Annotated in this window: 16 protein-coding genes and 1 pseudogene; 8 read left to right on the top strand and 9 right to left on the bottom strand. The window is 47.0% G+C overall.

Annotation, left to right across the window (positions count from 1 at the left end; genetic code table 11):
* The first annotated feature begins 194 nt into the window (after positions 1–194).
* Positions 195–2,090, top strand: coding sequence for an apolipoprotein N-acyltransferase (lnt, locus tag QT990_RS26800; protein WP_445252030.1), 1,896 nt, complete (start codon positions 195–197; stop codon positions 2,088–2,090).
* Between the two features lie 231 nt (positions 2,091–2,321).
* On the opposite strand, the gene QT990_RS26805 is transcribed toward lnt, so the two are convergent.
* Entirely contained in the window at positions 2,322–3,227 is a 906-nt protein-coding gene (locus QT990_RS26805) for a bestrophin family ion channel (RefSeq protein WP_333141722.1), read from the bottom strand.
* A 378-nt stretch (positions 3,228–3,605) separates the two neighbouring features.
* On the opposite strand from QT990_RS26805, the gene QT990_RS26810 reads away from it, so the two are divergent.
* Positions 3,606–5,753 carry a DHH family phosphoesterase gene (locus tag QT990_RS26810; protein WP_333141720.1) on the top strand — a complete coding sequence of 716 codons (2,148 nt, stop codon included), beginning with the start codon at positions 3,606–3,608 and terminating at the stop codon, positions 5,751–5,753.
* On the opposite strand, the gene QT990_RS35900 is transcribed toward QT990_RS26810, so the two are convergent.
* Entirely contained in the window at positions 5,700–5,819 is a 120-nt protein-coding gene (locus QT990_RS35900; protein ID WP_445252029.1) for a pentapeptide repeat-containing protein, read from the bottom strand. The genes QT990_RS26810 and QT990_RS35900 overlap by 54 nt on opposite strands.
* A gap of 100 nt (positions 5,820–5,919) precedes the next feature.
* Complete coding sequence (gene psb30 / locus QT990_RS26815) at positions 5,920–6,060, bottom strand: photosystem II reaction center protein Ycf12/Psb30 (RefSeq protein ID WP_333054512.1); 141 nt, start codon at positions 6,058–6,060, stop codon at positions 5,920–5,922.
* Between the two features lie 349 nt (positions 6,061–6,409).
* Between psb30 and QT990_RS26820 the strand changes: the two genes are divergently transcribed.
* The 3 genes from QT990_RS26820 (at position 6,410) to QT990_RS26830 (ending at position 7,783) form a co-directional block, all read left to right on the top strand.
* Positions 6,410–6,778 (top strand): YkgJ family cysteine cluster protein, encoded by a 369-nt coding sequence (locus QT990_RS26820; protein WP_333141717.1) that lies wholly within the window; start codon positions 6,410–6,412, stop codon positions 6,776–6,778.
* 163 nt (positions 6,779–6,941) lie between these two features.
* Positions 6,942–7,265, top strand: coding sequence for a hypothetical protein (locus QT990_RS26825; RefSeq protein ID WP_333141715.1), 324 nt, complete (start codon positions 6,942–6,944; stop codon positions 7,263–7,265).
* Between the two features lie 230 nt (positions 7,266–7,495).
* On the top strand, positions 7,496–7,783 hold the full coding sequence (locus QT990_RS26830) for a YggT family protein (protein WP_333102770.1): 288 nt from the start codon (positions 7,496–7,498) through the stop codon (positions 7,781–7,783).
* Positions 7,784–8,036: 253 nt separating this feature from the next.
* Here QT990_RS26830 and QT990_RS26835 read toward each other — a convergent pair whose 3' ends face one another.
* The 3 genes from QT990_RS26835 to QT990_RS26845 all read right to left on the bottom strand — a co-directional run bounded on the left by QT990_RS26835 (position 8,037) and on the right by QT990_RS26845 (position 11,216).
* The gene (locus QT990_RS26835) at positions 8,037–8,468 is read right to left on the bottom strand and encodes a hypothetical protein (protein ID WP_190657424.1); all 432 of its coding nucleotides are present in this window, start codon (positions 8,466–8,468) and stop codon (positions 8,037–8,039) included.
* A gap of 107 nt (positions 8,469–8,575) precedes the next feature.
* Positions 8,576–9,625: a shikimate dehydrogenase gene (locus QT990_RS26840; RefSeq protein ID WP_333141713.1), complete on the bottom strand. Its 1,050-nt coding sequence runs from the start codon at positions 9,623–9,625 to the stop codon at positions 8,576–8,578.
* Between the two features lie 226 nt (positions 9,626–9,851).
* The gene (locus QT990_RS26845) at positions 9,852–11,216 is read right to left on the bottom strand and encodes a P-loop NTPase fold protein (protein ID WP_333141711.1); all 1,365 of its coding nucleotides are present in this window, start codon (positions 11,214–11,216) and stop codon (positions 9,852–9,854) included.
* Positions 11,217–12,251: 1,035 nt separating this feature from the next.
* Here QT990_RS26845 and QT990_RS26850 point away from each other — a divergent pair.
* A complete protein-coding gene (locus QT990_RS26850) occupies positions 12,252–12,407 on the top strand; it encodes a hypothetical protein (protein ID WP_333465953.1) in 156 nt (51 codons plus the stop codon).
* Positions 12,408–12,629: 222 nt separating this feature from the next.
* On the opposite strand, the pseudogene QT990_RS26855 reads toward QT990_RS26850, so the two are convergent.
* Positions 12,630–13,268: pseudogene (locus QT990_RS26855) on the bottom strand (phycobilisome rod-core linker polypeptide); the annotation flags it as partial.
* Positions 13,269–13,434: 166 nt separating this feature from the next.
* Complete coding sequence (locus tag QT990_RS26860) at positions 13,435–17,142, bottom strand: WD40 domain-containing protein (protein ID WP_333141706.1); 3,708 nt, start codon at positions 17,140–17,142, stop codon at positions 13,435–13,437.
* A gap of 583 nt (positions 17,143–17,725) precedes the next feature.
* Between QT990_RS26860 and QT990_RS26865 the strand changes: the two genes are divergently transcribed.
* Together QT990_RS26865 and QT990_RS26870 are read left to right on the top strand one after the other, a co-directional pair.
* Positions 17,726–18,439 (top strand): hypothetical protein, encoded by a 714-nt coding sequence (locus QT990_RS26865; RefSeq protein ID WP_333141704.1) that lies wholly within the window; start codon positions 17,726–17,728, stop codon positions 18,437–18,439.
* Between the two features lie 87 nt (positions 18,440–18,526).
* The gene (locus QT990_RS26870; RefSeq protein ID WP_333141702.1) at positions 18,527–20,458 is read left to right on the top strand and encodes a S8 family serine peptidase; all 1,932 of its coding nucleotides are present in this window, start codon (positions 18,527–18,529) and stop codon (positions 20,456–20,458) included.
* A gap of 376 nt (positions 20,459–20,834) precedes the next feature.
* Here the strand turns inward: QT990_RS26870 and QT990_RS26875 are convergent, their stop codons facing one another.
* Entirely contained in the window at positions 20,835–23,612 is a 2,778-nt protein-coding gene (locus QT990_RS26875; RefSeq protein WP_333465954.1) for a phycobilisome rod-core linker polypeptide, read from the bottom strand.
* Between the last annotated feature and the right edge of the window lie 372 nt (positions 23,613–23,984).

A 23,984-nucleotide genomic window follows, 5' to 3' on the forward strand; every position in this document is an offset into this window, starting at 1 on the left:
GTTCCACAAAGAGTGAATTTTCTTGTGGAACAGGCCGGAAAGCCTGTTCATAAAAAGCTTATTGAGAATGGTGCAACTTCTCAGTTAAATCCGTTAAATCTGTTAAATCTCGTACACTGCGCGTTGCCGAGCTTCCTTCTTCCCGATCGATCTGATATATTGATTAAGAATTATTATTTTTGGCAATCATCAAAGTGGCGATATTTAACAGGCACAAATTTGAAAAACTCGTGGTTCATAAATCCAAAACATTAGCCTGGGCGATCGCACTTTTCAGCGGCATTTTGATGGCATTGACAACCGCACCAGTAAATGCTTGGCTATTGGCTTGGGTAGCCCTAGTTCCCCTCTGGATTTTGGTTGTTAGTTATGAAAAGCCTCTTCAAGAAGTAAAAAAACAAAAATTCTTCATTCTTCCTGCTTCATTCTTCCTTCTTCCTTTACTCTGGGGAATTGGCTATCACGGATTAGCCTTATCTTGGATTATGGGAATTCACCCGATGACTTGGTTGGGAGTTCCTTGGTGGCCGAGTTTGGCGATCGCACTTTTTTGCTGGGCATTCATCACCCTCTGGGGAGCCGCCTTAGTCGCCGTTTGGGCGTGGCTATTTGTAATTCTCAACTCTCTAACTTTACCCGGCAAAAATCCTATTCATATTCTTAACTCCCCCCCTTTACAAGGGGGGGCTGGGGGGGGTAGCTCCGATCTTATTCTTCTTAACTCCCCCCCTTTACAAGGGGGGGCTGGGGGGGGTAGCTCCGATCTTATTGTTCTTAACTCCCCCCCTTTACAAGGGGGGGCTGGGGGGGGTAGCTCTAAATTTTCAGCATTAACTCGCGTTTTAATTGGCACAGCTTTGTGGTGCGCCTTAGAAAGTATTTGGAGTACAGGTTCGCTGTGGTGGACATCTCTCTCTTATACCCAAAGCCCGCACAATTTAGCAATATTGCACCTCGGTCAACTCTCCGGGCCCAGCGCAGTAACAGCCGCTCTTGTAGCAGTAAATGGCTTAATCGCCGAAGCTTTTCTTGAAGGAAGAAGGAAGAAGGAAGAAGGAAGTTCGGCAACGGATTGTGTAACGGATGTAACGGATGTAACGGATGGATGGAAGCAGGAGAGAGCCCGAGGTAAGAAGGGAGAAGTCCGAGGGAAGAAGTCGGTTGCTTATATTTTGCCTGCGGGTTTATTTTTAGTTTTGCATATTGCAGGCTGGAGTTTGTACAATCGGCCTTTAATTCAAGAGGCGGGAACATCATTAAAAATTGGCATTATTCAAGGCAATATTCCTAACGAGATTAAGTTTGACTCAGCGGGCTGGGGGCGCGCTTTGGAAGGTTACACCACTGGATACAAACAGTTAGCAGACAGGAAAGTCGATGCTGTGTTAATTCCAGAGACGGCTTTGCCTTTTATCTGGACAAACGAGTATCAGCGTTCTACTCTTTCCTTTTACCAAGCTATTCTCGAACGCGGCGTTGTGGCTTGGGTTGGAGGATTCGGACAGCAAGATAATAGTATCACTAACAGCTTATTGGCGATCGATCGCACTGGAGAAATTATCGGTCGCTACGATAAACTAAAGCTAGTGCCTTTAGGCGAATATATCCCTTTTTACGAAATTTTAGGCGGGATTATTAATCGCCTTTCTCCCTTAGATGCTCATTTAGTACCCGGTAATTCTAAACAAGTGTTTGATACGCCGTTTGGCCGCGCCATTGTCGGAATTTGTTACGATTCGGCGTTTGCTGAAATTTTCCGATATCAGGCGGCGAAGGGAGGCGAATTTATGATCACCGCTTCCAACAATGCCCATTACAAACCCCCAATGCTGGATCAACATCATGCTCTAGATGTGATGCGGGCAATTGAAACTGATAGATGGGCAGTTATCGCAACTAATACGGGTTACTCTGCTTTTGTAAATCCTCGCGGCGAGACGGTTTGGAAGTCTGGAATTAATACCTATGAAGTCCGAGATGCTACTATTTATCGGCGGCAAACTCGAACTTTGTACGTGCGGTGGGGAGATTGGCTGACACCTTTATTGTTAGTATTGGCTGGGTTAATGCGGTTAATTGTTAGAAATTAACCCGTAGGTTATACGATTTTAGATTTTCGATACCAATCTAAAATCTAAAATCTAAAATCTAAAATTGTTAGTATTGGCTGGATTAATGCGGTTTATTGTTAGAAATTAACGTTAGTAAAGAGTTTTAGGGTGGGGCGGGGGCGGGTTTATTAAATCTGTTTGCACTGTGAGGATTATTGGTGAACCCGCCCCTACAGTTCACTAATGACTAATGACCAATGATTAATGACTCTACTTATCTTTCAGGTGTTGGTGAACGCTAGGAGATAAAGAAATTAAATCGTCCATATTGCGCTGCATGGCAGCACACATATTGTCCAAAGGCAAATCATTGGCATCGCGCCCGAAGGGATTTTCTATTTCAATGCCGATTTCTTCGATGCCGAACAAAGTAAAACTAATTAAAGCAACAACAGGGCCGGTTCCCCAACCCAAATCCTTCACCATTTGAAAGGGCAGTGCCAAAGAGTAAAGTAACAATAGCTGTTTGAGGTGAATCGCGTAAGCCAAAGGGATAGGCGTCTTCAAAATCCGCTCGCAGCCCCCTAATACATCAATCATAGAGTTGAGCAACTCATTCATACCAGTTAACTGATAAACATCCACGCAATTGCGCTCGTACTGCTCGTGCATATAATCCTCAATCCAAAAGGCAACTTCTAGGGGCGGATTGTTCATCGATTTGAGCTTTTGGTACTGCGCTGGGGACATTAACGGCTCCAACTCTGGATTGACTGATTCTTGCCGTAAGTGCAGTTTCATTGCCACTGCCAAGGCAACTAATAGGCGCAGTGCTGACTTTTTTTCTATGATATCCTGCGGGTCTTTTTCCTCAATTGCTACCCAGATTTGACGAGCCAAATTGCGGATGTTATTGTTTAAAGTACCCCACAATCTGCGACCTTCCCAAAATCGCTCGTAGGCTGTGTTTGTCCGAAAAACTAACAGTAAACCGAGGACAATACTCGGTACAATGCTAGACAAAATCGGCAAGGATACTGGCAAGTTGAAAAAGTACAGGAAGGAAATAAACACCCCAAATCCGCCGCACAGCAAAACGCGCGGCAAAATTGAGGGAATGACAGACCCTCGAACCTGTAATGCAATTTTAAACCACGACGGTCGATCGCCACTCATGCAAGTCTCCTCATTAAATTAGTAGTCTGCGCCCTAGGGCCTGCCGCACAAATGCCTGCTACACTTAGTTCTGCAGCTCCCCTCAGTCTATTTGAGATTCGAGATTTTAGATTGACTCCACAGATAAATGTGGGGGGTTTGAACTTTGGTCTAAAATTTTTTGGTCTCCACGACTGCTGTCGGGGGCTTGTATCCCTATTTGGGTGCGGTGAGAGCTTCCGAAAAAAGCTTTCCTACAAACAACCTTTGGATTTTACCCAAAAAACTCATATTTAGGATCAATCTAAAATCTAAAACCTAAAACCTAAAATCTAAAATTGATTGACTGAGGCACTTAATTCGGTAAGATTAATCATGTATCTTTAAACCTCAGCTTCCGTGCAAGAGCTACCGACATCTGTGCCCCCGCATTTTCACCGATTGCCAAACCAACGGTGGCAAATTTATTCGCCTCAACCACAGCAAGCCGAACAGTTTGCCACTGAAATCGGTTTGTCGCCCTTGCTGGCACAGGTACTGATTAACCGGGGAATCGATTCGCTTAAAGAAGTGCAAGGGTTTATCGAACCGGAATCTCTGGTTTTGCCCGCACCAAAGGATGAGTTTCCCGATTTGGCTGCGAGTGTCAAATTGTTGCGGGAGGCGATTTCGGGAGGGCAAAAAATTGCGATATGCGGCGACTACGATGCTGACGGGATGACGAGCACGGCTTTGTTGCTACGCGCTCTGAGGCTGCTGGGGGCGAATGTGGATTATGCTATTCCCAGCCGGATGCGAGAAGGTTATGGGATTAACGATCGCATTGTAGAAGAATTTCACTCCGAAGGTGTCGCTCTCATTCTCACTGTTGACAACGGAATTGCAGCCTACGGCCCGGTTGCCAGAGCGCGAGAACTCGGTGTCAAAGTTATTATTACAGACCACCACGATTTACCCCCAAAACTGCCGCCGGCAGATGCTATTCTCAACCCGAAATTAATTGCGGAATCTTCGCCCTATCGCGGTTTAGCTGGCGTAGGCGTTGCTTATGTTTTGGCGATTACTTTGGCGATTGATATGCAGAAAGTGGGCGGCTTGGTGAATCCGCTGCTGGAGTTATTTACTTTAGGAACTATTGCGGATTTAGCGCCTTTGACAGGAGTTAATCGGCGCTGGGTGAAGCGGGGTTTGCGGCTGTTGCCTCACTCGCAATTGGCGGGTATTCAGGCTTTGATTCAGGTGGCGGGAGTGCAGCCGGGAAGTGGGGAAAGTTCATCTATTCTCAACTCAAAACTCACGGGCGGGCACGGGGGCACCGCCCCTACTCAAAATTCCTTAAAGCCTGAAGATATTGGTTTTCGGCTTGGGCCCCGGATTAATGCTGTGGGGCGGCTGGCTGACCCTCAAATTGTGATAGAGTTGCTGACTACGGACGATCGCGAATTGGCTCTTAAAAACGCGATGCAGTGCGAACAAATTAATCAGCGCAGGCAGGAGTTGTGCCAGGAAATTGAGCAGGAAGCAATTGCTTGGTGCGAGAAAAGTGAGCTAGACTTGCAGCAAGAACGAGTTTTAGTTGTCGTGCAACCTGGTTGGCACCACGGGGTGATCGGGATTGTAGCTTCTCGGTTGGTGGAACGCTACGGCGTACCTGTGTTTATTGGTACTTTTGAGGATGAGGGCGGGCACGGGGGCACCGCCCCTACAACCTCATCCTCCTCCGTGCCCCCGTGCCCGCCCGCTAAAATTGTCCGGGGTTCGGCGAGGGGAATTCCTGAGTTTAATGTATTTGACGGTCTGAATTTTTGCGCGGATTTATTAACTAAATTTGGCGGACACAAAGCGGCTGGCGGTTTTTCTATGCCGGCTGAGAATCTCGACCAATTCCGCAATCAATTGTCAATTTTTGCCAATCAATGTTTGCAGCCGGAACACCTAAAACCGCTGGTTTCAGTAGATGTGCAGGCAAATTTGGCAGAGATAAATCTCGACATTTACCGACAAATTGATGCTCTAGAACCTTGCGGGATTGAAAATAAGGCTCCTGTATTTTGGACGCCTAATGTTTGCATAACTGAACAGAAAATTGTGGGTAAAGGAGGTCACGTTAAACTAACTGCAACTCAAGATGGAAATGTATCGGCTAGTGTGAAGGCGATTGCTTGGCGTTGGGGCGAATATTTTCCTTTGCCTCGGCGGGTTGATATTGCTTACCGATTGCGGGAAAATAGTTTTAATGGCAAGACATCGGTGGAGTTAGAATTGTTGGGTGTCCGGCTGCCCGCAAGTGTTGCTAGTTCCAGGCCGCCGATGTTCGGAAAAGTTGAGTTTTATTATTGCGATCGCACTTATTCTTGCAGTCTGTCTCCAGCCGGATCGATCGAGGAATTGAGAATTCGCAACTCTCAAGGGCAAGTTTTGGCTGTTGCACCCGGACAAAACATCGGTTTGTTAGGCAACTCCCGCAAGGATGCTAGAGAAGTCGATGTATCTCTACCTTTTTTTGAGAATTTGATTCAAACTGCTAAACACGCCCTCGGTATTTGATAACTCGGTATTTGATAACTCGGTATTTGATAACTCGGTATTTGATAACTCGGTATTTGATAACAAAGCTCGTGCAGCAGGGAAAATTGGCGATCAAGCGTTGTGAATTTTGAATAATTTAAAACTCAAAACTCCCAACTCTCGATCGCCGCCTAGCGTGCTATAATTACAGGTCGCCGCCTTTAGCAGCCAAGAGAAAAATCACGATCGGGCCAGAAAGCACGACTGCTGCGAGTAAAGCTACCTGAACAATGAGTTGGTAGTCTACACCACCCATACCACTGAAAAGATCGGTTATAAAGTCCATTTGTCCTCCTGACTGTAGTGATTAAGTCTAGATTGTTGCATTAGAAAATCCGCTTCTGATTTTACCGGGCGATCGACCATATTTTTTAAGGAACTTTACAAAATTCAACAAAATGTAAACTACGATCGACCTCTCAGTCACAGGAAACCAGGGACTTGATGCCCCTTCCCGGAAAGTCCCCCAATCTAAAATCTAAAATCTAAAATCGAACCGCCCCTTCGGGATATCCGCCTCCGGCGCTGGCAATTGATATACTTGAAGAGCCCCAATCTCCTAAAGTTTGGCATTTTCCACATAATGCTCCGAATCTAAAATCTAAAATCTAAAATCTAAAATCTAAAATCAAACTATGGCTACTTGGCGTTGCGTAAAGCAGTGCGGTGCTTGTTGTTACCTCGACCCAACAGAGCGCCCAGACTTAGACGAGTATTTATCTGAAGAGGAATTAGCGCTCTATTTGAGCTTAGTCGGAGAGGACGGTTGGTGTATCAATTTTGACAGAGCGACGCGAGAATGCGGAATTTATGCCGATCGACCGCGCTTTTGTCGGGTAGACTCAGAGGTGTTTCAGGATATGTACGGCGTTGAGCCGACTGAATTGAACGATTTCGCGATCGAGTGCTGCTTGGAGCACATTGAAGATCTTTATGGCGATCGATCTTTGGAAATGATCCGCTTTAACTCTGAAGTCGGAATTCTCGCCTTACCTGACAACTAACCGAACTTGATGCTCATTAGGCTTTCTCTTTGCGGATGATTTTTCGCGCTGGGCATCTCAATCTAAAATCTAAAATCTAAAATCTAAAATCGTCTGCCGGTTTCTCACCGGGAGAGTGTCAAAATAAACAAATCAAAGAAATATCGCGCAGTTGAGTTGATCCATGAGCAATCGAGAGGGTTTTACAGGGGGATTTATTGCCGGAGCTGCTGTTGGCGGCTTGGTGGGTGCAGTTTTGGGCGCGGTGCTGTCGCGGCGCGCTGCTGAAGCTTTGCTGAGTGAACCTTCAGACGCAAAGACAAGAAAGATCCGCCAGAGGAAAGCCAGCCAACTCGAAGCCGACAGTATGGAAGTAGCAAGGCTGAGTTTAGAAGATAAAATTGCTCAGCTAAATCAGGCAATAGATGACGTGCGGCTGCAACTCGGCGACGTAAACGGGAACGCGCCGGCGCCGGGTGGCGAGGGTTCGATCGCCAACGACTCCTGAATCCCTTTAAAATTTTAGATTAGTCTGGCAGATCGATGCGCGTTACTGACATCTTGCACCATTCTCGCTTTACAGGCCTTTCGGGCCTGTGAAGCCAAGAGTGAATTTTATTGTGGGCCGTTAGTCTTCTAGCCCGCCCGTAAACAGCCTCATGCTCCCCCTCTCCCCGACCTATGCTAAACTTTAAGTTAAAGTGTCTGTAAACTTTACTCAAACTACAAGCAAAATTTATGAGTTCTTCAATAGGCCTTTTGGCAACCACGCTGTCCACATTTCTGCAAATCTATGTAGCCCTGATGATTATTCGGGTGCTGTTAAGCTGGTTCCCTAACATCAATTGGTACGACCCCCCGTTTTCAATTTTGAGTCAGTTAACAGACCCTTACCTCAATCTATTCCGATCGATTATCCCCCCCTTGGGAGGGATTGATTTTTCGCCGCTGATTGCGTTTTTTGTACTGCAATTCGGCTCGGAATTCTTGATTGGTCTTTTGACCAGCTTGCAAACATCCTTGTAGTTTGAAAAGCTTAAGTTTTTAAGCATCGAGCGTAAATTGTTTTGCCGACCTAGCTGCCGACAACTAAATTTTAGATTTGACATTTTTAGATAAACTCCCCGGTTGAAAAGCTGGGGAGTTTATCGTACATGAGAAATGAGAAATTGCCAGCCACTCAACAATCGAAAATCTAAAATCTCAAACTGCATCGCAATTTCACGGCCAGCCAACCCAAAATCTCTTTCTCAGCAATCTAAAATCTCAAATAGTTTCGTTAGCGGCGAACCACGCCAGTAAAACCTGTAGCTTTAAATTGCTTGAGCTTCAAAGGTGTTCGTTGATTGGCGGCAACCGAAATTCTGAGCTGAAAATCGCTAACTCCGGGAGGAACTTCTTCTATAGAACCCAACCGAGTCCGGTTTTGCATCACCGGATTGTCGTCAGCATCATAAATGCGGCCGAAAATATCGGCATTGACAACTGGTTTGCCGGTGCTATTTTCAGCTTTCCCAGTAATCAAAAAGCAGGTAGCTTCCATAGAACTGCCACTGGTGACTGTTCCTTCTCCCATTTCTGCCGGACATTCGCGATAAGAAAGGTCGGAAAGTTTAATCTGCGTCAGAGCCCAAGCAGGTGGAGTGAAGACCAAACTAAAAATTCCGATTAGGCAAGTAGCAAAAAAAAGGCTGATAGCTCGAAATTTCATAAATTGCGGGGCAAGTATATTTTAATTCTCAGCTTAGCGCGAATTGGGCCTCAAATTCCGGCTTATAGGAATTCTGAAAACTACAGCTACTTTTTGAAGAAATGGCATTAATCTAGACCTAAATGCTGTCGCAAGGCTTGGCGCATCACATCAACTGGGACGGATTCTTGATCCAGCCAAATTTTTAAGGCGGCTGCTCCTTGTTGAACTAGCATTTCGAGTCCGTCAATAGCTCGCGCTCCCCGAAGCTGTGCATCTTTGAGAAACTGGGTAGGATTAGGGGTGTAAATTAAATCATAGACGATCGCACTTGCTGAAATTCGATCGATCTCACCAGCCGCAACCGGCGACTTTTCCCCCTGCGGATACATCCCCACAGGCGTCGTGTTCACCAGCAAATCTGCCTGCGAAATTAAACTTGACAAATTATCCCAAGTATGCACCTGCAAATTATGCACGGGCATCGGAGAATTGACCCAACTCTGCTGAAATTCCGCTAAATTTTGTTCGCTGCGGCCGACAACGTGAATCTCTGCACATCCCAATTGAGCGCATCCAGCCACAACAGCTCTCGCCGCCCCGCCATTCCCCAAAATTACCGCTACTTTCTGACTCCAATCGGAACCCCCCCTAGCCCCCCCTTGGTAAGGGGGGGGACAGGATTCAACAGCCCCCCCTTGGTAAGGGGGGGGACAGGATTCAACAGCCCCCCCTTGGTAAGGGGGGGGACAGGATTCGATAGCCGTATTGCCCGTTTCTAAGGGAGAGGTCGCGTCTTTAGCCCCCCCTTGGTAAGGGGGGGTTGGGGGGGGTTGCAGCGGCGCGAGAAAGCCTTCAACGTCAGTATTTGTGCCACACCAACCTTTGTCAGTCAGGTATACGGTATTGACTGCGCCGATCGATCGGGCGATCGGGGAAACTTCCGACAACAGCGGTAGGATTGCTTGTTTGTGCGGAATCGTGATGCTAAATCCCCGAACGCCGATCGCCGCAAATCCTGCAAGAGCAACCTTTAAATCCTCTGGTTTTACTGGAAACGGCAAGTAAACAAAATCGACTCCCAAGTGGGAAATAGCAGCATTGTGCATCGCCGGCGACAGAGAATGTTCGACGGGATGACCAATTACTCCCAACAGTTTAGTAGTGCCTTTAATCATTTTTGTTAGTTGACTGTTGACTGTTGACAGTTAACGGTTGACGGTTGACTGTTGACGGTTGACTGTTGATCGGGCAATACTGTTGACTTTTGTTAGTTTTCATAGCACATCCTGCTACAATAACGCCCTTATTCTTTAGTCCGCTAGAAGTGAACTTCGTTTGACCGAAGAGCGATTTCAACCGTCAACTGTCAACAGTCAACTGTCAACTGTCAACTGTCAACCGTCAACTCTCAACTGTTTCCCGAAACTCTTTGGCGTCAGCCAAAATCGGATTGACATCAAACCAGTAATCCTCGCCGTAACGGTATTCAAACACCCAGAGACTCCGCAGCAATATTTGGTATTTAGTTTCCCCGTTCACAGTTTTGGTAGCGGATACTTGGCGCAGCAATTTCCACTCATCCGGTTCGATCGCCAAAGTAAGCTGGTGGCGGCGCTGGACGATCACATTTTCCAAAGTTTCCCGCGACAGAGGAGGGTCTTGTTTCTGCAGACAGCCATACAGTAGTTGCAGCAAATTGCGGACATGACCCCCGCTGACTCGACACAGGCGATCGAGAGTTTCCGCAGAGTCGAAAACTTTGCCTACCAAAGCATAGCGCTGCGAAGGGTGCACTGTGGGAAACGCACGCGCCAGAACCATCTGCCGCAGCAATTCCACACCCTCAGAGCACTCAGAACCATCGCTCAACTGTACCGGCACCATCGGCAAAACCTTCGGATCTACCCCAAATCGATTGGTCAACTGGCCCAAATCGTTAGAGAAAATCAGCACCAAAGGAATTGTATACACGACGTGGCAATTTAGTCTGGCCAACTGTTCGCCGCGATCGACAAACAGGTATTCCGGCTGCAGTCGCCCCGTCGGTTTCGCGCACAGGTGTATGCGATCGAGATTGTCGATAATTACTACAAGTCCTTGTTTTCCTTGGCGTTTGAGTTCTTGATTAGCCGGCTCCAACAACTCCTTATTCAGTGCATCTAAAATTACGTTAGTTCGCGGCTCCAAATATTGCCTCAACTCCGATCGCAGATTCGGAGCATCTTTCGCCTTAGCAGTAATTTTCCCAATTCCCAGCGCCAGAGAAAACTCTCCCTCCGTGCTGGCATTTATTTCCCCCAAACCAGGGACATTAGCTTCAGCGCTCAAGTCTATTTGAGTTTGAAAAACATCCGCAACCCCTTTGAGCAAAGCTTTAAAACCCGTCGGTTGCAGCTTGATTTTCATTTTCTCAATGCTTTCGCTCACCTGACGAGCAACGCTCAACAAAATGTCAGTGATATCTACATCTGCCATGTCTAAGTCTTTACTCGACTCAAAGTAAACAACATGAAATCCTTGTTGCTGCAATTGAGCTTGCAGCCGCAGCAATTCTGTTGATTTACCAGAGCCGATGTGACCGGTGAATAATTGACAGGTAGGTGCATCCGGGGACAGACGGCTGATGGTGCGCTCCAATTGTTCTACGATTGTGCCGCCCCGCACTGATGAGAAATCGATATAGTATTGTCTGTCTTCTTGATTTGCTACTGCCAGGGTGTAGCTGGGATTGCAGGCGCTATAAAATTTCTGTAAATTTAGTTCCATACCCTGTTCCATCTTTCACAACATTATGCCCTAATATCTTATTCGTTTCGCTACTTTACTAATCAGAACAAGTGGCCCGTTTATTCGGCTGTTTTATTTTGCGGTCAATATCTTGATGTAGCCCATACAATTTTAGATTTTAGATTTTAGATTTTAGATGGGTAATGACTAATCACTATCGGGGTTGGGGTCTTCCCTCCCTGGCTATTCTTTTTTTAAACTTTTATCATCATACGCACTCACCAATTATACCTAATTTTTGCCTACAGGGAATGAAGGGAAATCACTAATACCCGATAACTAGGCAATCGCTGTGTCTGTGCCGATCGCAATTTTGTATATTGAAATCAACGACGAAGATTGGGCGGTAATGTTCTCGCGTCAAAGTGGCTATTTTAGTACGGTTAACCGAATATATAAAGGGCGGTAACTTGCACCATATCCGAGTTCATAAACCAAGATATTGTGTTTTCTCTGCTGAATTGTCCGATAAATTATCCATATTCCGCCTCCGATACAAAAAATCCTTGTTGTCAGTTTGAATAAAAAAGACACGCTAGTATAGAAACCTCCTTGGCGGTTGCTATATCCCCATTAACCGATTAATCATGGCTGTAATTACTAATCCTAAGATTAGCGAAATCAATCAGTTAATCCGCATTTAAATTGCATAGTAAAATAAATTTTTCCTCTTGTGGGGAGTAGGGGTTGGGCAGGAAATCCCGCCCTCAATATACAAATTAAATGCACAACAGCTTAGGAATGAGAATTAAATAACTTCCACAAGTTTGTGGGATGGGCGGGACGCCCATCCCACAATAACAATTAAAATTGTAAGTTATTTAATTCGCGATCCTTAGATCAACAAACCCATATTCTTTTCGTCCTATACTTTGTAGTTTGGTATTCTTGAGTGGCAGTTAGTTTAATTATTTAAATCCTAAATATACTCAGTACGGTCAGAGACCATACTGAATTGCCAACCATTTCTCACGCTTGCCTGCCCGTTATCAAATTTCTCAGTCTCATCAAACTGTGGTTCAATTTAGTCCACAAAGCGTGGACTTCAGCTATGAGACAGGGATTTCAATCCCTGTCGGACTCTCGGACTCATCGATCGACCCCGATCGCACTTTTGGGCGATCGGGTTTTGCTTTCAGTCCGCCGGGGATTGAAATCCCCGTCTCATAGCTAAAGTCGGTTAAAACCGACTGAAGCGCCAAATCAAACGATCGCCCACCTCAGTCCTCATAGCAAGGACTTTAGCTAGGACACAGGGAGTTCAATCCCTGTCGGACTATGGGACTCGCCGATCGATAAACAGCGTAACATCACCAAAAATCCCCCGCTACAGCATTACCGTAACGGAGGATTTTTGTCAACCTACAAAATCAATTTTCTTGCAGTTTTTTGTTAGCTTCTGTCAGTAGCAGCTACTGGTTCAAAGCTTGGAACCACCAACTCACCATTCTGCTTGGTGAGTTGATTGTACAGCCTTTCGGTATTCGGGAAATTCGCCGCAGGCAGAGTCGGAAAGCGACGGTAAGGAACAGTATCCTCACCAAAAGCCTCGGCATATTCAACGCTGTTCAACATCGCGTTGATAAAGCCCTTAATCCCTTTACTTGCCAAGATTTGGTTGTACGTCCGAATCTCCGCTTGATTGCGGGGAGCGCGGCCCAAGAAGTGCTTCGTTCCCAACTCAATCACCTTAGTATTGGGATAAGGTGCGTAGAACTGTTTGACGTACAGCGATGAGCAACCCAAAGCTTCAATGAACTCCTTGAGATTGATTTCATTGTTGCCCAGTTTGCTTTCCAGCGCCGTAAATTCATTCTTCACAACGTAGGGATTCAAGTCGCGTTCAAAAACTTGACGGTAAGCAGCTTGAATTAAAGTTTTCAAAGCTACTTTGTCAGAAGTAGTCGTCAGCTTGAACACCTTAGTTTGTTCGCGCCGCTTGCTGACACCTTGAGCGAGGCTATTTTGTAACTCGAATTCGCCCCGATCGAGCGCAGCGCCCAATTCGATAAACCTCGGAGTTTCTTCCTCAGTCTCGACAGTTTGCTCGACAACAGAACCGCTGCGCGTAGTCACAAGCGAGCTTAACGAAGAGAACCTCTCTTCGTTAAGATCCGAAGAAAGGCAATCGCAGAAGTTTCGAGTTATTTACATTCTGTTACATAAGCGGGTTTATTTACGCCTACCTACTGAAATTTCATAATTGGTTTTCTATCGCTCCTAACGCCTTTAATGTTGCTTTTTGAGGTTCCGTTAATCCGGTTACTCCAGTAATATTCATGCCTTCATATAACCGATCGGGACGGAGAATCTTGAGACATTCTCCTGTTTGAACATTCCACAATCGCAGGGTTTCATCATAGCTAGCACTGGCTAGAATCAGCGGACGATCTGAAGAAACGCCATCACAATGCGGTTGAAACGCAATAGAAATGACCGCTCCTGTGTGTCCTTGCAGCACTCGCAGGCACTGCCAAGTTGTTGTATCCCACAGGCGAATTGTGCGATCGGTACTGCTGCTTGCCATTAATCTACCGTCTGGGCTGAAAGCAATAGAACAAATCGAACTCGTATGTTCCTGCAAAGTAACGCAGCATTGACCTGTATTAATGTCCCACAACTTCAACAAATGGTCATCACCACCTGTTGCCAGCAAGTGCCCCTGGGGATGAAAGGCCGCTGTCCAGTTGCGACTGGTATGACCCTGCAAAGCCATACAACGCTCGCCAGTGTTTGCATTCCACACTCTGACTAACGGATCGTTACTCACGCTTGCTAGGAGATGAGCTTGCGGATGAAACGCGATTGCTAGTACATTCCAATGCCCCCCATCAAATAGGGTTTTAATCGTGGTTTCAGTAGTAATATCCCAGAACCGAATCATTGCATCGCCATGACCCATCACTAAAATATCGCTTTGAGGATGAAAGCCGATCGCTTGCACCCAATGGGTATGCTGGTAAACCGTCTTAAGACGACAGTCAAATGCAGTTTCTGAAGCTTGACTGAGAGTAGAAGGTTGAGCAATTACCTCAAACTCCCACAGGCATACCTTGCCACCCAAATCGGACGTAGCAAACCAGTTTTTTTGGGGATGAAACGCAGTACCCCAAACCTGTATAGTATGTTCTGCTATAACTTTCAAGCAGCGTCCAGTTGCTATATCCCAAATTCTTACTTGACCATTTTCACTGCCACTAACCAGTAGAGTTCCCTGGCTGTTGCAGGCGAGGGTTCTAAAAGCAATCATCTTTCCTTGCAAAGTTCTGGTACATTGCCCGATTGTTGTATCCCAAAATCTGATGGTTCCGTTAACGCTGCCACTGACAACGATCGAACTGTTCGAGAAACAGCCAATTGCGAAGACAGCATCTCCATCGCCTTGCGACAGAACTTTAAGACATCTTCTAGTCCGGACATCCCAGAGGCGAACGGTGCCATCGCTACTGCCACTTACCAAAATGCTGCTATCAGCAGTGTAGCCGATCGCATTTACAGGACCTTTGTGACCTTCCAAAGTATGGAGACAGTCCCCCGTTTCTAGATCCCAGATTTTGACTGAAGAATTTGCTCCACCCGTCGCCAGATGAGTACCGTCAGAATTAAAAGCAACTGACCACACCATATCTGTATGGACAAATGTCTGCAAACATTCTCCAGTCGAGACATCCCAGAGTCTGACTGTTAGTTCGGCCCCAGCACTCGCCAGTAGCCTGCTGTGAGGGTGAAATGCCAACCCAATACCTTGAGCCTGACTGCCTGAAAGCACCCTGAGACATTGCCCGGTTTGGACATCCCACAGTTCGATCGTATTGCCATCTTTACTGCAGGCAACTAGCTTACCGTCTGGGCTAAATATCGTTACTAGCACAGAATTACCAACGAACCAGCTTTGCAGGCATCTTCCTGTTGTGACATCCCACAACTTGACGAGATGATCGTAACCACCACTCACCAGCAATCGTCCGTCTGGGCTAAAATCCAAACCTTTCAAGACTAAAGAAGTGTGGGCTGCTAAGGTAAGCACTCGTTGACCTGTTGCCACCTGCCAAACACAAATCATGCCATCGTTACCGAGCTTTGCGACTAAGGTATTGTCTGGGCTGACGGCAACTGCATTGAGGCTGCCCAGTAATTCGGCAAAGACTGAGTTAATCAAATGGGTATCAGCTAAATTAACTTGTTTAAGCGACACTTGTCGCAAATCTGCTTGACGAATCGTTAAGCCAGAAAAATCATATCCACTCAGATCGGCGTGCAATTGAGATAGTAGATTGATTAAGTTACCAGCTCCATATCCCGATCGGAGGTGAGGTTCTCGTTTCAGGCGTTCTAGCATTGGCTGTAATTGTTGCGCGATCGCCTGTTGAGTGCCAAAATGACCCAACAGTTGAGCAATCAGAGGTTGCACGAGCGCTCGCAGTTGCGCCTCTCGAATGTAATCTTTTGCCTGCGCTTTTAACAGTGCGTAGGTTGATAATAATTGCGGTGCCTGCTGACAAATTTCATCACAAACAGTTTCGATCGACTTCTGTGTCATGTATTCCATGACAACAGGTTGCTGGGTAAATCCTTGAGTGCTGCATTCAATCAGCGATCGCCGCCGCAAGTATTCTAATGCTTCTAGCAGTTTGGCTTTAGAAAGCGCAGGGAAAAAATCATTTTGCAATTCCTGAGTTGTTACCCAGTCTCGATTAATAGCCAGCCAATACATTACCTGTTTTTCTATATCCGACAGACGATTGAATTGCCCATCAAGTAACAACCGAATTCCGTTAAAAACAGCAGTTTTTTCCTGTATAAACGCAGAAATATTGCCGTCAAATACTTCGCTAATCGAGGTGGCGACAATCTTTAAAGCCAGAGGATTTCCCCCATAAAGTTCATTAAGCTGTTGGCGATCGGCATCTGAACCGCTCAAAGACTTACTTGAGAAAATGCCATCGCTTTCTGCAGCGCTTAAACCGATCGTTTGCAGTACCCGCACTAGAGAGATTTCTCCTGCTAGAACCGCAACTTCGTCTGGTTTTTCACGACTGGTAAAGACTAAACAGCTTTGATGGCTGCTCTCGCCAACACGCTGCAACAATTGTCCGTAGCCTTCATACTGAGGTAAATAGTGCCCGGCTCGATCGCCGCTCTGCAAGATCGATTCGCCATTATCTAGAATCAGCAGACAGCGATGTTTTTGCAAGTATTGCAATAAACGAGAAGTTTGTTCGTAAGTCGATCGAGGCAGCTCAATGTCTTGTTGCTGGGAAAGTATTAGAATTAGGTCTTTGAGCAAGTCTTCTAGGGGAGGCGCGTTCCGCAGCGATCGCCACACAACAAACTCGAAGTGTTCTTGAATCTGCTGGGCCAGTTTTACTGACAGTGCGGTTTTGCCAATGCCACCCATCCCTAACAGGGCGACTAATCGACAGCGCTCCCGCACTATCCACTGGGTTAGCTTGCCTAATTCTTGAGTGCGTCCGTGAAAAATGGAGACATCGATCGCTTCTCCCCAATCACAAAGAGGATCCACATTGAGGCAGCCGATCGCAGTGGCTGGTGTTTGGGCAAGGCTAGCTTGATGGTCAGCAAGAACAGGAGCATTTTTTTGTTTTTCTGTGTCTTGTCCCTGTTGTTGTGCAATTATTTGTCCGGCCGCAAGGCGTTCTATACAAGCACGAAAGCTTTTCTTCGTTACAGATTCGCCAAAGGCAGTTGATAAACGTTGCCATAACTGGGGTGCAAAGGTACGGCTGAGGTAGCTGGCAGAGTAGTTAGTTGTCTGTGCGATCGCTTCGTAGGTTTGTCCCAACCACGCACCTCTAAGCAGCGCAATTTCCATAGCAGTCAGAGGATTGCCCGTGCGATTTTTCACCAGCCGATCGACCCATTCAAGTCCGTGTTCCAGCTCCATACTTTATCGATAAAAGTATTAATTGTTACAAAAATTACCTATCGAACAATATTTCCTTTGAAGCTTACCAAATAATTTACGAATTTCAGCTATTGACAGGAAACGGATTTTGTGAATTGCAATGCGGTTAAATTTTTTGGACTCTAACCGACTGCCAGAAGTTGGCTCAAACTCCTTTAAGTTCAACAGTTTGGCTGTGGCAGATACCCTGCACGAACTTGCTCTGTGGAAAATCGATCTGTAACGCGAAGTTTATCTATCGACATGAAAGCCTGAATTCGAGATGCTGGTACACATGATGCAAACAACACCTTGCATTAGATTGAGAATAAATCGAATTAGAAATCAGCCAGTCCCAAAAATTATCGTATCCTATCGTGTAGGCGCGAGCGACCGCAATAACTATGCTTCGTATTCTGGACTTTAACCCGCACTATCCTGCTGCATAAAGTCCGCACTACAAACAGTTTTTGTTATGGTAATCGATCGGACACGAGCTCGGTTATCTGCTTGCTAAAACTTGCCGATAATTGCAAATATTTGTGAGGCTAAACCGATGAAATTACAAAAATCAATCCTAACAATGAAAGCAAAATTTGTTTCTACAGTCATGGGAATTTCACTGTTAAGCGTACCGGTGCTGTCTGATATTACCAATGCCCAAACCCCATCACCCGCCCTGCAAACCGGATTGCAATTTCAAGCATCTGAGGAATTCAATGTCGGTGCAGTAACTACTTTATCTGTCACTACAACTTACCAAGTAGACTCAGGCAAGTGTGTCGGTCAGTTCTACCACCCTAATATGGAGACTCACAGCCGCACCCACGAAGAGCTAGTCTTCGGGAGAGCAGCCTTCATTTCCCAAACTACGCCACCCGCTCCAGGGTTGCGCGTTACTATCAGAAATGTCACCCCCGGGATCGATCGCAACCCTTCTCCTTATACCGATCGCGGATACGATAAAGCTCCAATGTCGCAAGGATTTAAAGTGTCTTTTGACATCACACACAAGGGTAGCTATTTAGCCGTACAACCTGGCAATAACGACTTTTCCTATGAGATAAAACGCGGTAATACCATCATTGAATCCGGTACTTTCACCGCCAGAATCGAGCGCAGAAATCAAAGCACCACCCGCAACGAAAATTTCAGTTGGAACATGGGCTTTGGCTTAAATGACGACAAAAAGCGGTGTCAACAACAGCCTGCTTCCCAGCAGAATGGCTTCCCAATGCCGCCCCTCGATTGGCCGCATAACATCCCAAGAGATTTGTTTAGGGATATGAAGCCGTAATTAAACGACTAAAAAGCAAATGCACCGACAGCACCTAAGTGATGTCTAGTTTCGCGTGAAAAGATTTTGGAATTTGGCATAACTTCTATGAACATCGATCCTGTAAATATCAACTTATCTACTTTCCTCGATCGCCACAATCTGCTGCTAGCCAGTAACATGAAAAGCCAGATCGCGCTGCCCAACAATTTCAACGATTTGATGGCAAGATTCAACCATGTCAGCGATGCAATAAACAATCAAAGTGGCGATCGCATCAATGGACTTAGCGATAATGACATCCTGTTGGGCGATGTCGGCAACGATACGATTTGGGGGAATGCTGGCAGCGATTTGCTCGCGGGCGACGCGGGGCTAGATGTATTAATCGGCGGGACTGAGAGCGATATCTTCGTGTTGGAAGCCCAGGAAGGAACTGATATTCTCACTGACTTTAATCTTAACGATCGCGATCGGCTCGGTTTAGCTGCGGGGTTAACCCTTGATGAATTAATCGTTTATCAAGGCACAGGCGACAACAGCGACAGTACATTAATTAGCACTAAGACTGGGAATTTGCTGGCAATTATCAAAAACACCAGTGCCAGCGCGATCGACAATTCAGCCTTCCTCACTTTAAAACCTCCTGGATCTGTAACCAGCCTCGGCGATCGGGCCATGCGATCGGATGTAGCGCGCGATCGGTTTAGAGTAGACGGCACCGGCGTTAAAATCGGGGTGTTATCTGATAGTTTCAACAAACTGGGTGGAGCCGCCAAAGATATTGAAAGCGGCGACTTGCCTGCAACAGTCAAGGTGTTATCAGAATTTGACCATAAGTCCCTCGCACCGATGGATGAAGGCAGAGCTTTGCTGCAAATTATTCACGATATTGCTCCAGGAGCTGAATTGTTATTTCACACAGCCTCTGCAGTCGGTGAGTTTAACAGCGCTCTAGAATTCGCCAAAGCAAATGAAAGGGTTATAGCTGACGGAATTCATGCCCTGGCAGCACGGGGAGCGCAAATCATTGTAGATGATGTCAGGGTTCTATCTGAACCGATGTTCCAAGATGGCATCATTGCCCGAGCGATCGAAGAAGTAGTCAAACAGGGAGTTTCCTATTTTACTTCAGCAGGTAATTCTGCTCGCCATAGCTATCAAAGTGCTTTCAACTCGGCTGGATTTGTGCCAGGTTTCGGAGAACTTCATGACTTCGATCCGGGGCCTGGGGTAGATATCTATCAAAACATCACGCTAAAGACAGGTGATTCCTTCGACCTCTCACTGCAATGGGACTCACCTATGGCTAATTCAACTAACGATCTTGACATTTACCTGCTCGACAGCACCAAACAAAAAATATTAGGCAGCCGCACATTGTCAAATGTGGGAGGAGATCCGATCGAGTTTTTTAAATTCTCCAATGATGGTTCCTTTGGCTCCAATTTATTCAATCTCATGATTGCCAAGCGATCGGGTGCTGCTCCCGGTTTAATGAAGTATATAGCGGGCGGTTCCGCTACCTTCAAAATCAACAATTACAACACCAATAGTTCAACTGTATATGGCAATGCGAATGCCAGAGGAGTCGCAGCAGTCGGGGCTGCCTCTTATTTTCTCACTCCTGAATACGGTGTAAATCCTGCAATATTGGAAAAGTTTTCTTCGGCTGGTGGCACTCCTATTTTGTTTGATGAAAAGGGCGATCGTCTATCTAAACCTGAGTTGCGCCCGCAGCCGAGTTTCGTCGCTCCCAACAATACCAATACGACGTTCTTTGGCAACGATATTCTGGAAGATGCTGACAGTTTCCCCAATTTCGCGGGCACATCTGCAGCGGTTCCTCATGCGGCGGCAGTTGCGGCTTTGATGCTGCAAGCAAATCCCTACTTAAGCCCAGCGGACATTAATAGAGTCCTAGCGCAAACGGCTTTGGATATGGACGATCCAAACACGCCCGGTTTTGATGTTGGATTTGACTTGGCCAGTGGATATGGTTTGATTCAAGCCGATCGGGCGATCGAGCTAATTAGTTAAAGGTGTTCGGTTGTAGGCATTAGGTAATAGCTATGAGGTGATAGAGTTCGGTTGTAGGTGTTAGGTTTGAGGTGTGAGGCTATTTTCGCAAGTTGCCGAAATTAGCATTTCATATCATCCCATCAGCGTTTATCCGCGTTTATCCGCTAAGGAATGAGAATTAAATAACTTAGAATTTTGATGGTTCTTGTGGGATGGGCGTCCCGCCCGTCCAGAAAGGGCGGGCTATAAGCCCAACCCCTACTCCCCACTTTCCTTGTGTAAATTATTTAATTCGCGATCCTAAAATCTGCGGTTGCAAAAATCCCCCGCTACAGCATTACCATAGCGAGGGATTTTTGTCAACCTACCAACTCAATTTTCTTGCAGTTTGTTGTTAGCTTCTGTCAGTAGCAGCTACTGGTTCAAAGCTTGGAACCACCAACTCACCATTCTGCTTAGTGAGTTGATTGTACAGCCTTTCGGTATTCGGGAAATTCGCAGCCGGCAGAGTCGGAAAGCGACGGTAAGGAACAGTATCCTCGCCAAACGCCTCGGCATATTCAACGCTGTTCAACATCGCGTTGATAAAGCCCTTAATCCCTTTACTTGCCAAGATTTGGTTGTACGTCCGAATCTCCGCTTGATTGCGGGGAGCGCGACCCAAGAAGTGCTTGGTTCCCAACTCAATCACCTTAGTATTGGGATAAGGTGCGTAGAACTGTTTGATGTACAGCGACGAGCAACCCAAAGCTTCAATGAACTCCTTGAGATTGATTTCATTGTTGCCCAGTTTGCTTTCCAGCGCCGTGAATTCATTCTTCACAACATACGGGTTAATGTCGCGCTCAAAAATTTGACGGTAAGCAGCTTGAATTAAAGTTTTCAAAGCTACTTTGTCCGAAGTAGTCGTCAGCTTGAACACCTTAGTTTGTTCGCGCCGCTTGCTGACACCTTGAGCGAGGCTATTTTGTAACTCGAATTCGCCCCGATCGAGCGCAGTGCCGAGTTCGATAAACCGAGGAGTTTCGGGCGTCTGAGCTTGGACATTTTGCTCAGCGATGGAACCCGATCGCATCGTCCGCATCGACAAACCACCGGGAGTCACATAGCGCTCGTAGGGAACTGTATCTTCCCCGAAAGCTTCGTTGTACTCCATGCTGTCCATGATGCTATCGACCAGCGCGTAGAAACCCTTCTTGGCGCAAATGTCAAAGTAAGCGTTCATTTCCTGACGGCCATAGGTAGGGCGTCCCAGGAGTCGGCGGTGAATGTACTCGATCGCCTTACAAACGTAGAGCTTGCTCCAGTACATATTGCGGAACACGTCAGACTTCGCCAACATCCGAATAAACTCGCGCATCGGAATCTCGCCGTTTTCCAGCTTAATTTCCGCTACCTTTTGGCGCTGGCCGTCGAACACATCGCGACCGAACACTTGCAGGTAAGCTGCCCGAATCACAGCTTGGGTGGAACTTTCGGTAAATTTGACACTGGAAGCATTGCTGTAGCTGCTAGAGACACCGCGGGCAGTTTTCTTGGAAGCAACATAGTTGCTCGGTAACTGGTCTAATTTAAAGACCTTGGGGCCCAGAGAACCAGGAGCAGCACCGCGAGCAGCCGGATTGCTCAACTGATTGTCAATACCTGCACCTTGACGGATCAGGATGCGGCGAGTGTCTTTGCCGAAGGGAGCCGGACGGCTCTTGGGGTTGCGAGTTTCTTTGGGGAAAATCGCGCCAAACTGAATTTCTAAGGGGTCATTGCCAACACCGTAAACGTGCTGGTCTGGCAGAGGCTGGGTGTAGCCGGCAAACAAGGTGATGAACTGAGGAACCTTGCGGAACGGAGCGCTGAAATTGAACAAATCAATTTGCGGGCCCCAGTTGCGACACTCCTGAGCTTCTTGGCCCAAACCGCGCAGGTAAGGCACTGTTTCTTCGCCGAAATAGTCGGAATATTCCTGGGAATAAACCATCGCGTCTACGAGGGCTGGCAGGCCGCCTTTGCTGACGATCGCAAAATACTTGCTAAATTCCTCCCGCGAGCTCAAACCGCGGCCGAGGAAGTGGCGGGCGGCAAGTTCTACAGCGCGGCTGTTGACAAACGGCTCGTAGAATTGCTGACGGTACAGAGGAGATTTACCCAACCGGCGAATAAACTCTTTCATCGAGATTTCGCCATTTTTGACCTTGGATTCCAAGTCAGAAATGCTTTGGCTGTATGCGCGGGTAATATCGCGCTCGAATACTTGGCGGTAAGCTGCTTTGATTACTTCTAGCTTTTCAGCCGAAGACAGACCGGTTTTCATGACGAATTTCGATCGGCGCTCGGCTGCGTTGAAGTAGATTTGAGGCAGTTGCAGCCCTTGCTGGTCGTTGCTTTCGCGCTGCCGCACCTTGTCTGAAGGTGTGGGAGCTTTGAATTCGGTAATTGCTACGTCGAAATACTGTCCGACGATCGCCGCGGCCTCTGCATTGTTTCGGAAATAGCCCAAAGATGCTGCCTTCATTTCCTGCATTGCCACAATTGTGGCCGCCGAAGAGCAAGCATTTTCGATGATTTCCCGCAATCCGCGCACGTTCACCGAAATAATGTTCGGGTCGCCAGCTACGATCGCGTAGGTGATGTAGCGCAAAAACCAGCTCAAATCCCGCAGAGATTTGGTCATGTTGCCCGGGCCGTAGCGCGAGACATTGATCGGCTGAAATCCTGCTGGGATTGGGCCGCTGTAGCCGCCACCGTTGCCAGAAAATAGATTTCCTAGCCCCAAGAAACCACCGCCACCGCCACCGCCGTTGCCGCCACCTGCGCGACCTTCAACGTAGGTAACAGTTCCCAGTTTCATGCCTTCAGAGACATTCCCCGATCCGGCGCGAGCCGCACCTGCTACAGCCATCGCAGGTTCTTGTGGTCTTTCCAAAAATGCCAGCGGGGAACCGCCGGTAAAAATCCGGTTGGCTGCGCGGGATACTATCAGTTCCGAGTTTTTGGTCAGCGTCGCAGAGATATCGATCCGAAGAGCCCCTGAACTGAAATAACTTGCCAGTTCGCTGAGTTCGCCCCGCTGTAGAAAGCGGTCTTGCTGTTCTGCTTGCGAAATTGTTGCGACCGGTACAGTTTGATATAGTTGCGGACGCGCAACCGAGCTTCCACCACTTGCTTTTACAGTCATTAGACTCCTTAGCTCCCTATCTAAATCGTTGCAGCATTTAACCAGACTAACCTTGCCTTCTCATGCAGGTCAAAGTAGGTATTTTTGCTTTGTTTACTTTTTGCCTTTACCTGTCACGAGGTTCGGGCGCGCTTACTTTCTTAGATTAAAATGTTTTGGTTTCATCTTTCTGCCTGCGGGGAAATGTCCGATCCGAAGGCAGGCACGGGGTACTCCCTCCGCTGCACTCCGCCGGCATACCCGTGGAAAAAAAGACTCGGCAGGAGAGTTGCCTTTGGGCGATCGCAGCCAGTGCCTTGAATTAAAGGAAAAGAAAATCAAAAATTTTCTTCTGCCTGTTTCGCGGCCTCTTGCTCTCTGGAAAGACGCCTC

The sequence above is a fragment of the Microcoleus sp. T3_B1 genome (assembly GCF_036700445.1).
In the GTDB taxonomy this organism is placed as follows: domain Bacteria; phylum Cyanobacteriota; class Cyanobacteriia; order Cyanobacteriales; family Microcoleaceae; genus Microcoleus.

What these genes read in the sequence shown, in the direction of transcription:
- QT990_RS26805 (WP_333141722.1), bottom strand. Translation starts at nt 3,227, where the DNA reads ATGAGTGGCGATCGACCGTCGTGGTTTAAAATTGCATTACAGGTTCGA.
- psb30 (WP_333054512.1), bottom strand. Translation starts at nt 6,060, where the DNA reads ATGGACTTTATAACCGATCTTTTCAGTGGTATGGGTGGTGTAGACTAC.
- QT990_RS26820 (WP_333141717.1), top strand. Translation starts at nt 6,410, where the DNA reads ATGGCTACTTGGCGTTGCGTAAAGCAGTGCGGTGCTTGTTGTTACCTC.
- QT990_RS26825 (WP_333141715.1), top strand. Translation starts at nt 6,942, where the DNA reads ATGAGCAATCGAGAGGGTTTTACAGGGGGATTTATTGCCGGAGCTGCT.
- QT990_RS26830 (WP_333102770.1), top strand. Translation starts at nt 7,496, where the DNA reads ATGAGTTCTTCAATAGGCCTTTTGGCAACCACGCTGTCCACATTTCTG.
- QT990_RS26835 (WP_190657424.1), bottom strand. Translation starts at nt 8,468, where the DNA reads ATGAAATTTCGAGCTATCAGCCTTTTTTTTGCTACTTGCCTAATCGGA.
- QT990_RS26840 (WP_333141713.1), bottom strand. Translation starts at nt 9,625, where the DNA reads ATGATTAAAGGCACTACTAAACTGTTGGGAGTAATTGGTCATCCCGTC.
- QT990_RS26845 (WP_333141711.1), bottom strand. Translation starts at nt 11,216, where the DNA reads ATGGAACTAAATTTACAGAAATTTTATAGCGCCTGCAATCCCAGCTAC.
- QT990_RS26860 (WP_333141706.1), bottom strand. Translation starts at nt 17,142, where the DNA reads ATGGAGCTGGAACACGGACTTGAATGGGTCGATCGGCTGGTGAAAAAT.
- QT990_RS26865 (WP_333141704.1), top strand. Translation starts at nt 17,726, where the DNA reads ATGAAAGCAAAATTTGTTTCTACAGTCATGGGAATTTCACTGTTAAGC.
- QT990_RS26870 (WP_333141702.1), top strand. Translation starts at nt 18,527, where the DNA reads ATGAACATCGATCCTGTAAATATCAACTTATCTACTTTCCTCGATCGC.
- QT990_RS26875 (WP_333465954.1), bottom strand. Translation starts at nt 23,612, where the DNA reads ATGACTGTAAAAGCAAGTGGTGGAAGCTCGGTTGCGCGTCCGCAACTA.